Origin of the sequence: Leifsonia sp. NPDC014704, from assembly GCF_043083605.1 — a bacterium.
In the GTDB taxonomy this organism is placed as follows: domain Bacteria; phylum Actinomycetota; class Actinomycetes; order Actinomycetales; family Microbacteriaceae; genus Leifsonia.
Window position 1 is genome coordinate 1,052,575 of the sequence record NZ_JBIBYW010000001.1, and the last position, 10,649, is coordinate 1,063,223.

General features: G+C 69.1%; 12 protein-coding genes and 1 tRNA gene. 6 read left to right on the forward strand and 7 right to left on the reverse strand.

Annotation, left to right across the window (positions count from 1 at the left end):
• Window positions 1-73 precede the first annotated feature (73 nt).
• Together ACF1AJ_RS05135 and ACF1AJ_RS05140 are read left to right on the forward strand one after the other, a co-directional pair.
• Complete coding sequence (locus ACF1AJ_RS05135; protein WP_391506386.1) at window positions 74-526, forward strand: ubiquinol-cytochrome c reductase iron-sulfur subunit; 453 nt, start codon at window positions 74-76, stop codon at window positions 524-526.
• Window positions 527-534: 8 nt separating this feature from the next.
• On the forward strand, window positions 535-1,056 hold the full coding sequence (locus ACF1AJ_RS05140; protein WP_391506387.1) for a hypothetical protein: 522 nt from the start codon (window positions 535-537) through the stop codon (window positions 1,054-1,056).
• Window positions 1,057-1,075: 19 nt separating this feature from the next.
• Here the strand turns inward: ACF1AJ_RS05140 and ACF1AJ_RS05145 are convergent, their stop codons facing one another.
• The 5 genes from ACF1AJ_RS05145 to msrA form a co-directional block, all read right to left on the reverse strand.
• Window positions 1,076-1,582 carry an acyl-CoA thioesterase gene (locus ACF1AJ_RS05145; RefSeq protein ID WP_391506388.1) on the reverse strand — a complete coding sequence of 169 codons (507 nt, stop codon included), beginning with the start codon at window positions 1,580-1,582 and terminating at the stop codon, window positions 1,076-1,078.
• Window positions 1,583-1,593: 11 nt separating this feature from the next.
• A complete protein-coding gene (gene ettA, locus ACF1AJ_RS05150; protein WP_391506389.1) occupies window positions 1,594-3,276 on the reverse strand; it encodes an energy-dependent translational throttle protein EttA in 1,683 nt (560 codons plus the stop codon).
• A gap of 83 nt (window positions 3,277-3,359) precedes the next feature.
• Complete coding sequence (locus tag ACF1AJ_RS05155) at window positions 3,360-3,863, reverse strand: DUF6993 domain-containing protein (RefSeq protein WP_391506390.1); 504 nt, start codon at window positions 3,861-3,863, stop codon at window positions 3,360-3,362.
• A 10-nt stretch (window positions 3,864-3,873) separates the two neighbouring features.
• Entirely contained in the window at window positions 3,874-4,290 is a 417-nt protein-coding gene (locus tag ACF1AJ_RS05160; protein WP_391506391.1) for a single-stranded DNA-binding protein, read from the reverse strand.
• A 126-nt stretch (window positions 4,291-4,416) separates the two neighbouring features.
• A complete protein-coding gene (msrA, locus tag ACF1AJ_RS05165) occupies window positions 4,417-4,941 on the reverse strand; it encodes a peptide-methionine (S)-S-oxide reductase MsrA (protein ID WP_391506392.1) in 525 nt (174 codons plus the stop codon).
• Window positions 4,942-5,073: 132 nt separating this feature from the next.
• Here msrA and ACF1AJ_RS05170 point away from each other — a divergent pair, with 132 nt between their 5' ends.
• The gene (locus ACF1AJ_RS05170) at window positions 5,074-5,781 is read left to right on the forward strand and encodes a hypothetical protein (protein ID WP_391506393.1); all 708 of its coding nucleotides are present in this window, start codon (window positions 5,074-5,076) and stop codon (window positions 5,779-5,781) included.
• An 84-nt stretch (window positions 5,782-5,865) separates the two neighbouring features.
• Here the strand turns inward: ACF1AJ_RS05170 and nadE are convergent, their stop codons facing one another.
• Window positions 5,866-6,705, reverse strand: coding sequence for an ammonia-dependent NAD(+) synthetase (nadE, locus tag ACF1AJ_RS05175; RefSeq protein ID WP_391506394.1), 840 nt, complete (start codon window positions 6,703-6,705; stop codon window positions 5,866-5,868).
• A gap of 98 nt (window positions 6,706-6,803) precedes the next feature.
• Between nadE and ACF1AJ_RS05180 the strand changes: the two genes are divergently transcribed.
• The gene (locus ACF1AJ_RS05180) at window positions 6,804-8,021 is read left to right on the forward strand and encodes a cation:proton antiporter (RefSeq protein ID WP_391506395.1); all 1,218 of its coding nucleotides are present in this window, start codon (window positions 6,804-6,806) and stop codon (window positions 8,019-8,021) included.
• Window positions 8,022-8,027: 6 nt separating this feature from the next.
• On the opposite strand, the gene ACF1AJ_RS05185 is transcribed toward ACF1AJ_RS05180, so the two are convergent.
• Complete coding sequence (locus ACF1AJ_RS05185; RefSeq protein WP_391506396.1) at window positions 8,028-8,882, reverse strand: LysR substrate-binding domain-containing protein; 855 nt, start codon at window positions 8,880-8,882, stop codon at window positions 8,028-8,030.
• Between the two features lie 162 nt (window positions 8,883-9,044).
• Between ACF1AJ_RS05185 and ACF1AJ_RS05190 the strand changes: the two genes are divergently transcribed.
• On the forward strand, window positions 9,045-10,349 hold the full coding sequence (locus ACF1AJ_RS05190) for an MFS transporter (protein ID WP_391507440.1): 1,305 nt from the start codon (window positions 9,045-9,047) through the stop codon (window positions 10,347-10,349).
• Window positions 10,350-10,388: 39 nt separating this feature from the next.
• A tRNA-Arg gene (locus tag ACF1AJ_RS05195) sits at window positions 10,389-10,464 on the forward strand.
• The last annotated feature ends 185 nt before the right edge of the window (window positions 10,465-10,649 follow it).

The window sequence follows — 10,649 nt, forward strand, 5'->3', positions numbered from 1 at the left end:
AACGGTTGAACCGACCGCGCGACCGTCTCGTGATAACCGTAGAAGACGCATCCGCCGAACGGGAGGAATCCGCATGAACGACCACGCACCGCTCACCCGCCGCACCCTCGTCACGATCGGCGGGGCTTCCGCCGGCGCGGTCCTGCTCGCCGCCTGCACGCCCGGCGGCGGACAGGACTCGAACGGTGGCGGATCCGGCTCGGGAGACGACGGTTCGTCCTCGGGAGGCGGCGGCACGGCCGAGGTCTCGCTCGCGTCCATCCCGGTCGGCGGCGCCGTGTCTGCGACGCTCGCGGGCAAGCCCATCGTGGTCTCGCAGCCGACCGCTGGTCAAGTGGTGGCGTTCAGCGCCGTGTGCACGCACCAGGGATGCACGGTCGCGCCGCAGGGCAAGGAGTTCGACTGCCCGTGCCACGGCTCGAAGTTCGACGCGACGACGGGCGATGTGCTCAACGGCCCTGCGCGCGAACCGCTGCCGAAGCTGAAGGCGACCGTGTCGGGCGACTCCGTCACCGTCACCGCGTAGGGCGCGCCGTGGAGGTCAACGGACTGCCGCTGCACGTCCTGCTGGTCCACTTCGTCGTCGTGCTGGTGCCGCTGACGGCGATCGCCGCCCTGCTGGTGCCGATCTGGCCGGCCGCACGCCGGCGGCTCGGGATCGTGGTGCCGCTGCTGGCGCTGGCGGACCTGATCTTGGTTCCCGTGGTCGTGGAGGCCGGGGAGTGGCTGCAGGCGCGGCTGCCGGCCACCCCGCTGATCCAGCAGCACGCTGCGCTCGGCCATGGTCTGCTGCCGTGGGTGATCGCGCTGTTCGTCTTCACCGTCGTACAGTGGGCGTGGTTCTTCTTCTTCGACCGGCCGGACTCGTCACGCCGGCCGAGCGTGACGGTGCGCCGGGTCGCGATCATCGTGCTGACGGTACTCGCGGCCGTGCTGGCCGTCGGAACGGTCGTCGAGGTGATCCTGATCGGCGAGGCGGGCTCGCGCGCGGTGTGGGAGAACTCGTTCAGCCCGGACCCGGTGCAGAGCAGCCCGACGCCGGCTCCCGCCCCGTGAGCGAAGACCGGGGCATCGTCTAGGACCGCTTGGCGAACGCCACGGGCTCGTCGAGGTACGGCGTCCAGGCGTCCCGCTCGCGCTCGTTGATCCGGCGCGGCCGTTGCGTGGTCGCGTCGACGAGCACGATCGTGGTGGCCGCGCGCGTGAACAGCGTCTTCGGCTCCGTGCCCTCCGGCGACCAGACCTCGTAGCAGACTTCGAGGCTCGCGCCGCCGAGGCGGCCCAGCCAGAGCTGCACGTCGAGCGGTTGGCGGAGGTACGGGATGGGCGCCAGGTACTCGATCTCCTGCCGCGCGATCAGTGTCAGGGTATCCGCTCCCGGACGGCCGTCGAGGACCGCGGTCGACCCGCCGACGGCCTCACCGCTTCCCGCCACGCCGCTCGTGTCGCCGCCGGAGTCGTCGGTCGCCCAGAACGCCTCGATGCGCGCCTCCTCCAAAAGGCGCAGCATCTCGGCGTTGTTCACGTGGCCGTAGGCGTCGAGGTCGCTCCAGCGGAGCTTGATCGGGACGTGCAGTCGCATGACCGGCCGTCTCAGTCGCGCGTGAGCTTGCGGTACGCGGAGCGGTGGGGCTTCGCGGCGTCGGGGCCCAGACGCTCGACCTTGTTCTCCTCGTACGCCTCGAAGTTTCCCTCGAACCAGTACCAGTCGGCCGGGTTCTCCTCGGTGCCCTCGTAGGCGAGGATGTGGGTCGCGATCCGGTCGAGGAACCACCGGTCGTGGGTGATGACGACCGCACAGCCGGGGAACTCGAGCAGAGCGTTCTCCAGGCTGGACAGCGTCTCGACATCCAGGTCGTTGGTCGGCTCGTCGAGGAGCAGCAGGTTGCCGCCCTGCTTCAGGGTGAGGGCGAGGTTCAGGCGGTTGCGCTCACCACCGGAGAGCACGCCGGCCTTCTTCTGCTGGTCCGGCCCCTTGAAGCCGAAAGTGGAGACGTAGGCGCGCGACGGCACCTCGGTCTTGCCGACCTGGATGTAGTCGAGCCCGTCGGACACGACCTCCCAGACGTTCTTGTTGGGATCGATCCCGCCGCGGGTCTGGTCGACGTACGAGATGTGCACGGTCTCGCCGACCTTCAGGTCGCCCCCGTCGAGCGGCTCGAGGCCGACGATCGTCTTGAACAGCGTCGTCTTGCCGACACCGTTCGGGCCGATGACGCCGACGATGCCGTTCCGGGGAAGCGTGAAGGTGAGGCCGTCGATGAGCTTGCGGTCGCCGAAGCCCTTCTCGAGGTTCTTCGCGTCGATGACGACCTGACCGAGGCGCGGCCCCGGCGGGATCTGGATCTCCTCGAAGTCGAGCTTCCTCGTGCGCTCCGCCTCGGCCGCCATCTCCTCGTAGCGGGCCAGACGGGCCTTCGACTTGGCCTGGCGCCCCTTGGCGTTGCTGCGCACCCAGTCGAGCTCCTCGGAGAGGCGCTTGGCCAGCTTCGCGTCCTTCTTGCCCTGGATCTCGAGGCGCTCGCGCTTCTTCTCCAGGTAGGTCGAGTAGTTGCCCTCGTACGGGTACAGGTGACCGCGGTCGACCTCGGCGATCCACTCGGCCACGTGGTCGAGGAAATACCGGTCGTGGGTCACGGCGAGAACGGCGCCGTGGTACTTCGCCAGGTGCTGCTCGAGCCAGAGCACGCTCTCGGCGTCGAGGTGGTTGGTGGGCTCGTCGAGGAGCAGGAGGTCGGGCTTCTGCAGCAGCAGCTTGCAGAGCGCCACGCGGCGCTTCTCACCACCGGAGAGCGTGTGGACCGGCCAGTCCCCCGGCGGGCAGCGGAGCGCATCCATCGCCTGGTCGAGCTGGGAGTCGAGGTCCCACGCGTCGGCGGCGTCGATCTGCTCCTGCAACGTGCCCATCTCGGCGAGGAGCGTGTCGAAGTCGGCGTCCGGGTCGGCGAGGAGTCCGGAAATCTCGTTGAAGCGGTCGACCTTCTCCTTGATCTCGCCGACGCCCTCCTGGACGTTCTCGAGCACGGTCTTGTTCTCGTCGAGCTCCGGCTCCTGCATGAGGATGCCGACGGTGTAGCCGGGGCTCAGCTTCGCGTCGCCGTTGGAGGGTGTGTCCAGACCGGCCATGATCTTCAGGATGGTGGACTTACCGGCGCCGTTGGGACCCACGACGCCGATCTTCGCTCCCGGCAGGAACGCCATCGTGACATCGTCGAGGATCACCTTGTCGCCGACCGCCTTGCGGGCGCGCACCATCGAGTAAATGTATTCGGCCACTCTTCTTCTTCAACTCCCTGTCGTCGGCTTACTGCCGTATTCGAGGATACCGGCCCTGCGCCGCCTCCCGGGCGGCTCCGGCCCTACCAGTCGATCGGACGGGTCTGCCCGATGAGGCAGTTCCCGGTGGACAGCACGGGGGTCACCATGCTGGAGTAGCCGCCCGCGTCGGCGCCGTTCTGGCCGATCAGGCAGCTGTCGCCCATCCGCACCGAGAACTGGATCGAGTTCGCCTTCAGCCCGATGGTCGTCGTGTCGACGGTCACCTGCATGTCGGCCTTGGCGAAACCGGCCTTGACGAGCGCGTCGATGAAGTCGCGACCCAAGGCGTTCGGGTTCGCCGCGAGCGTCGCGTGGTTCACCGTGTCGAAGTAGGCGAGATTCTCCTGGGCCGTCCCGCCCGGCACCAGACCAGCCGGCGTCGGTGTGGCCGTGCTCGTCGCCACCGGCGTCGCGGTGGGCGTCGCAGACGCTCTCGGCGTGGATGCGGTGCACCCGGCGAGAACGAGAGCCACGGTCAGTCCGGCCACCAGGGTGAGAGCTGAAGCAACGGGCGAACCGGTCCGGCGGACCACGGAAGACGGCATATCCGGCATCTTAGGGTGCCGCCGCTGGGATTCCCTCGGGAGGTGCTGGTGCGGGATCACCGTCGGTATCCGGTGCGACCGCCCGCGTGAACCGTGATCGCCCCCAGGTGAGGTCATGTCCGATGGACTCCGCCTCGATCTCGACCGTCATGCCCTGCTTCTCACCCGACCACTCGCGCAGGCACAGTCGCCCGGCGACCAGCACCGGGTCACCCTTGGTGACGGACTCCGCTATTCCCAGCGCGAGACGCCGGAAGGCGCTCACGGTGTACCAGTTGCTGCCGCCGTCTTCCCACGAAGACGCCTGGCGGTTGTAGCGGCGGTGCGTGGTGACGAGCCGGAAGCTCGTGATCGGCAGCCCGCCTTCGGTGACGAGGTGACGGGGCTCGGTGGCGACGAAGCCGCGGACCGCAACGGTATCGGACATGTTCTCCTCTTCTCTGCGCCCGCTCCTGCGGCGGGCACAACCCCAGCCTCGCCGTTCCGTGGGCGTCACGAGCCGCGGGCGGAGGATCTGTGGAGAACCGGCCCAGTCCGGAAGAGGTGGACGGATTCAGGCCGCCACGTAGTCCGCGTACGACGCGCGGATCTTGTTCACCTTCGGCAGGGCGACGGCGAGACAGTAGCCCTGGCCCGGGTTCTTCGCGAAGAAGTCCTGGTGGTACTCCTCGGCGCGGTAGAACGGCCCGAGCGGCTCGATGGTGGTCACGATCCCGCCATCCCAGTACTCGGCGGCGCGGTCGCGCGCGCCCTCGAACAGCTCGCGCTGATGCTCGCTGTCGTAGAACATCGCCGAACGGTACTGGGTGCCGATGTCGTTGCCCTGCCGGTTCAGCTGCCGCGGATCGTGCAACGTGAAGAACACGTCGAGGATGACGCTCGGCGGGATGACCTCGGGGTCGAACGTCACCGCCACCGCCTCCGCGTGCCCGGTGCGACCCGTGCACACCTCTTCGTAGGTGGGGTCGACGGCGGTCCCGCCGGTGTAGCCGGACACGACATCGTGCACGCCGCGGAGCACGCGGTACACGGCATCCAAGCACCAGAAGCATCCGCCTGCCAGCACGAAGGTCTGCATGGGGTCCCCTTTCGATCGTCGTCTCCATTCTGCCGCGCCCGCGAAGCCGCGCGCAGAGACGCCGTGCGCCCGTTTGACGACACGACGCGGAGGGTCCGCGGCCAGGTGGACAACCGCGGCTACCATCACGGCATGCAGTGGTGGAATGACTTCGTCGATTGGCTCACGTCGCCGGCCGCGCGCCCGGCGCTCTTCTACGCGGCGGTCCTCGCGGTCGCCGTGATCGTCTCCGGCCTGATCTCCGCGTGGATCGCCCGGGGCGCCCTCAAGGGTCTCCTCTCCCGCACCGACCGCCAGCAGAAGGCGTCCGCGATCGCCGCCCTCGTGGATGCTGCGACCGAGGCCTCCGTCTGGAACTCCCTCACCCCGGCCGAGCAGGTGCTGTCCGATCGCGCCGTCGGCCAGGCCGACATCATGGTCCGGCTGCTCCCGATCAAGACCGCGGGCCTGGCGGCGACCTGGGCGGGCCACCAGCTCGCCGAGATGAAGCGGGCTTCGGCCACCTTCGGCTACCAGCTCGACCCGGCGATCGCGGAATTCCGCGACCGCCTGCTCGAGTGGCAGAACAACCCGCGCCGCGCCCGCCGCATCTTCCAGAGCGACCTCGAGCGGTGGCGGTTCGAGAACACCGACACCGAGCGGTCGCTGATCGCGCAGCAGGACGCGTGGGTTGCGCAGCAGCACCACGACCAGTACGCCGCGCCGGCGACCACAGCCGCTCCGGCCGCTGCGCCCGCGCAGGACGACACGGCCGAGACGAACCCGTTCGTGCAGGCCGCCGCGGCCGGCGCGCAGCCGCAGGACACCGCGCCGACCACGCGACTGGGCCAGCCCGTCTGACGACCGCCGCTCCGGCGGCATCCACTCCACCCGACACGAAGGGCGCCGACATCACGCCGGCGCCCTTCGTCGTTGCTTCGACGTTCAGCGGCTGTACGCGCCCTCGCCCCACCACGAGTCGAACATGCTCGCCGGGGGCTGCCGCTTGTGCTCCGTCGACCGGTACCGCGCCTCCAGTGCCTCCGCGACCTCGTCCGACACGTTCTTCCCCTCCAGGAAGTCGTCGATGTCGACGTACGTCAGCCCGAGGTTGTCCTCGTCGGTCTGGCCCGGGTTGAGGTCGAGCAGGTCTGCCGTCGGCGCCTTCTCGTACAGCCGGGCCGGTGCCCCCAGGTGCGCGAGCAGCTGCTTCCCCTGCCGCTTGGTGAGGCCGCTGAGCGGGAGGATGTCCGTGCCGCCGTCGCCGTACTTGGTGAAGAACCCGGTCACCGCCTCAGCCGCGTGGTCCGTACCGATGACGAGGAGACCGCGCTGGCCGGCGATCGCGTACTGCGCGACCATGCGGATCCGTGCTTTCACATTTCCCTTCACGAAGTCGGTCATCGGCTCCCCGAGAGCATCCGCGTACTCGTCCTCGACGCCGTCGGTGCCGCGCTGGATGTTGAACACGACCGAGCTCTTCGGCTGGATGAAGGACAGCGCCAGCTGCGCGTCCTCCTCATCCCGCTGCACGGCGTACGGCAGACGGACCGCGACGAAGTCGGCGTCCGTCCCCTCCGCGGCGAGTCGCTCGACCGCCAGCTGGGCGAGCCGGCCGGCGAGGCTCGAGTCCTGGCCGCCGCTGATTCCGAGGACGAAACCGGCCGCACCCGTCGACCGGAGGTAGTCCACCAGGAAGCCGACGCGTCGCTCGACCTCGGCGGCCGGGTCGATCTCCGGACGGACGTGCAGCTCTTCGATGATCTGTGCCTGAAGTTCGCGCATGACGCCACATTATCCCCGTCCGGTTTCGCCCGTGTGAACGCATCCCTCCCCCACGAACGGTCTGCCGCGGACGCCGCGGCGGTCGCTACCATGCGCCCATGGAACCCGCCGTCTCGAGCGTCGTGCTCGTCCCCCTGCTCGGCGTCCTGGCCGCCCTTCTCACCACCGCGGTCGGGCGGTTCGTCAAGATCCCGCTCGTCGTGTTCGAGATCGTCCTCGGTCTGATCATCGGCCCCAGCGTCCTCGGCTGGGTGCCGGAGACGGCCGGTCTGGATGCGATCGCCAACTTCGGCCTCGCCTTCCTGTTCTTCATGGCGGGCAACGAGATCGACTTTCCGGCCATCGCCGGGCGGCCGCTGCGTCGAGCATCCCTGGGCTGGCTGTTCTCCCTGGTGTTCGCGATCGTGCTGGCCACCCTCATCGCGGGCTCCATTGTGCCCGGCGTCTATGTCGGCATCGCTCTCACCTCGACGGCCCTCGGCACCCTGATGCCCGTGTTGCGCGACGCCGGGGAGATGCACACGCCGTTCGGCCGGGTCGTCACCGCGATCGGCGCCGTCGGCGAGTTCGGCCCGCTGCTCGCGATCTCGCTGTTCCTCAGCGGCCGGAAACCCCTGGCCGCCGCCCTCGTGCTGATCGGCTTCGCCGTGATCGCCGGAGCCGGGATCTGGATCGCCTCGCGCGGAGGCCACGAGCGTTTCCACCGGCTCGTCCGGGCGACGCTGCACACCAGCGGCCAGTTCGCCGTGCGGTTCGTGGTGTGCGTGATCGCGGCTCTCGTCGGGCTGAGCATCGCGCTCGGTCTCGACATGCTGCTCGGTGCGTTCGCCGCGGGAGTGCTCTGCCGCATCCTGCTCTCCGGGGCGAAGCCGGAGGACGCCCATCACATCGAGAGCAAGCTCGAGGCCGTCGCCTTCGGCGTGCTGGTGCCGGTGTTCTTCATCAACACGGGCATCGGCTTCGACCTGAAGGCGTTGCTCGGAGACCCGCGGGCACTGATTCTGCTGCCGATCTTCCTCGTCCTGCTGCTGCTCCTGCGCGGCGTCCCGGCGTCGTTCCTGGCTCCGCCGGGCTCGACGTTCCGCGACCGGGCTGCGCTCACGCTGTTCAGCGCGACCGGGCTGCCGATCATCGTCGCGGTGACCGCGATCGGTGTGCGCGAGCACGACCTGCAGGTCGGCACCGCGACGGCCCTGGTCGGAGCGGGGATGCTCTCCGTGCTGCTCTTCCCGCTGATCGCGCTGACCCTCCGCCGGAAGTCGTCCGACGGCGGCGTTCGGCCGGCCGATCCGGACGCCGTGCCGATCGAAGGCTGAGCGGGATCAGGCCACGCGGCTGACGGCGCGGGCCAGGATCGCGGTGGTCAGCGCATCCACCGGCTCCCGCGCCGCGGACGGGTTGGACAGCAGCGTGAAGTCGACGTGTCCGAGCTCCGGCAGCCCGAAGCGGTTGGTCACCTTGATGAGATCCGTGGGGATGAGCGACCGCGGGAAGACGGCGACGCCGATCCCCGCACGTACCGCCGCGAGCACGCCGTTCACTTCACGGGTGTTGCAGGTGATCCGCCAGGTGCGGCCCGCCGCCTCCAGGGCGTCGATCGCGACCTGACGGCTGAGGCTCGGCCCCTGGTACGAGATGAGCGGGACGGGGCCGTCCGGATCGAGCACGGTCTTCTCCTGCCCCATCCACACCAGCTCGTCGGTCGCCACCACCGCGCCCTCCGTCGTGCCGGGCGTCTGCTTGATGAAGATCAGGTCGAGCTGGCCTGCTTTGAGCTTGCGGTGCAGCGGGCCGGACTGATCGACCGTCAGCTCAAGATTGATCTGCGGGTTCTGCTGGCGGAAGTGGCGCAGGATGCGCGGGAGCGTCGTGATCGCGAGATCGTCGGCCGCGCCGAAGCGAAGGCGGCCGCGCATCGCCGACCCGCTGAAGTAGCTGTCCGCCTCGGCGTGTGCGGCCAGAATCGTGCGGGCGAAGCCGGCCATCGCATCCCCGTTGTCCGTCAGCCGCACCACACGCGTGTCGCGGGCGATCAGCTGGCGCTTCGCCGCCTGCTCCAGTTTGCGGATGTGCTGGCTGACGGTCGGCTGGCTGATGCCCAGCCGACCGGCGGCCTTAGTGAAGCTCCGCGTATCGGCGACGGCGAGGAAGGTCTGCAGCAGGACAGGGTCGAACATTCGCATCCATTCGAAAAGCCAATGGGACTTATAGCCGTGATCGGCTCCAAGAATAGTCCGGATTGCGTAGTGTCGAAGGGAGACTTCATACGGAACCAGCGACGACATCGAGGTAACACGCACGTGGCGCACTCCCCCGCAGCGGCCCCGCCCACCGGACCCATGCCGGTCCTCTCCGCCCGGCCGCCGTGGCGCGAGACGTTCGCCTCGCTGCGGGTGCCGAACTACCGCCGGTTCGCCGCGAGCAACCTGGTCGCCAACACGGCGGTGTGGATGCAGCGCATCGCCATGGACTGGCTGGTGCTCCAGCTCTCCGGAAGCGTCGCCGCGGTCGGGGTCACCGTGTTCATGCAGTTCACCCCCATGCTCCTGTTCGGCCTCTGGGGCGGCGTCATCGCCGACCGGTACTCGAAGCAGCGGCTGCTCGTCATCACGCAGTCGTGCGCTGCCGCGCTGGCAGCGCTCCTCGCGGTGCTCACGCTCACCGGCGCGATCGAGGTCTGGCACGTGTACGCGATCTCGTTCACCCTTGGTCTGGTCACGGTGGTCGACAACCCGGCGCGCCAGGTGTTCGTCAACGAGCTCGTCGGCCCCCGATACCTGCGCAACGCGATCAGCCTCAACTCGTCGATCTTCCAGCTCGGCGGGCTGATCGGGCCGGCCATCGGCGGCATCCTCATCACCGCGGTCGGCGGCGGGTGGTCGTTCGCGATCAACGCCGTCGCGTGCCTGGCCGTGGTGTTCGCGGTGGCGACGCTGAGGCGGTCGGAGCTGCACGCATCCCCGCCGGCTCCCCGCGGCAAGGGGCAGCTGGCCGAGGGGATGCGGTACGTGCGCCGCAAGCCGGTGATCTTCTGGACCGTGATCATGGTCGCAGTGATCGCCGTCTTCGCCTTCAACATGCCGGTGTTCCTCGCCGCCTACGCGAACGACGTCTACCACGTGGGCGCGCAGGGCTACGGGATGTTCAACGCGCTCGTCGCCGCCGGCGCGCTCACCGGGGCGCTCGCCTCGACGCGCCGCACCAGCGTCCGGCTGTCGATGGTCGTCGGCACCGCAGCAGCCCTCGGCGTCGTGCAGGCGCTGGCCGGGTTCGCGCCCGGCGAGCTGGCGTTCGGGGTGCTGCTGGTCGCGATCGGTGTCGGGAACCTGCTCTTCATCACGGCGGCGAACTCGCTCGTGCAGATGTCGTCGAACGTGCAGATCCGCGGACGCGTCATCTCCCTCTACATCCTCGTGCTGCTCGGCGGGCAGGCCCTCGGCGGACCGCTGATGGGGTGGATCGTGGAGCAGGTCGGCCCGCACATCGCCATGGCTATCTCGGGGCTCGTCCCCGCCGCGGCCGCCGCCGTCGTCGCCGTGCTCATCGCCCGGCAGGCCAGCCTCCGGCTCCGCTTCGGCCTCCGCGGCCGGCGTCCCGTCATCGCGATCGTGAACCGCGCGGGGAAGACCGGCCAGACGCTCTGACGCGGAGGCGGCGAGCCGCTCCGGTATCGTGGACTCGACGCCCCCGTAGCTCAGCGGATAGAGCAGGAGCCTTCTAATCTCTTGGTCGCAGGTTCGATTCCTGCCGGGGGCACCAGAGCAAATCTCGCGGTGCTTCTCATCTCTTGGTCGCAGGTTCGATTCCTGCCGGGGGCACCAGAGCAAATCTCGCGGTGCTTCTCATCCCTTGGTCGCAGGTTCGATTCCTGCCGGGGGCACCAGAGCAAATCTCGCGGTGCTTCTCATCCCTTGGTCGCAGGTTCGATTCCTGCCGGGGGCACC

Bases quoted from the DNA above. Each gene is read 5' to 3' on its own strand.
- ACF1AJ_RS05135 (WP_391506386.1), top strand. From the start codon at position 74: ATGAACGACCACGCACCGCTCACCCGCCGCACCCTCGTCACGATCGGC.
- ACF1AJ_RS05160 (WP_391506391.1), bottom strand. From the start codon at position 4,290: ATGTCCGATACCGTTGCGGTCCGCGGCTTCGTCGCCACCGAGCCCCGT.
- nadE (WP_391506394.1), bottom strand. From the start codon at position 6,705: ATGCGCGAACTTCAGGCACAGATCATCGAAGAGCTGCACGTCCGTCCG.
- msrA (WP_391506392.1), bottom strand. From the start codon at position 4,941: ATGCAGACCTTCGTGCTGGCAGGCGGATGCTTCTGGTGCTTGGATGCC.
- ACF1AJ_RS05170 (WP_391506393.1), top strand. From the start codon at position 5,074: ATGCAGTGGTGGAATGACTTCGTCGATTGGCTCACGTCGCCGGCCGCG.
- ACF1AJ_RS05155 (WP_391506390.1), bottom strand. From the start codon at position 3,863: ATGCCGTCTTCCGTGGTCCGCCGGACCGGTTCGCCCGTTGCTTCAGCT.
- ACF1AJ_RS05180 (WP_391506395.1), top strand. From the start codon at position 6,804: ATGGAACCCGCCGTCTCGAGCGTCGTGCTCGTCCCCCTGCTCGGCGTC.
- ACF1AJ_RS05185 (WP_391506396.1), bottom strand. From the start codon at position 8,882: ATGTTCGACCCTGTCCTGCTGCAGACCTTCCTCGCCGTCGCCGATACG.
- ACF1AJ_RS05145 (WP_391506388.1), bottom strand. From the start codon at position 1,582: ATGCGACTGCACGTCCCGATCAAGCTCCGCTGGAGCGACCTCGACGCC.
- ACF1AJ_RS05190 (WP_391507440.1), top strand. From the start codon at position 9,045: ATGCCGGTCCTCTCCGCCCGGCCGCCGTGGCGCGAGACGTTCGCCTCG.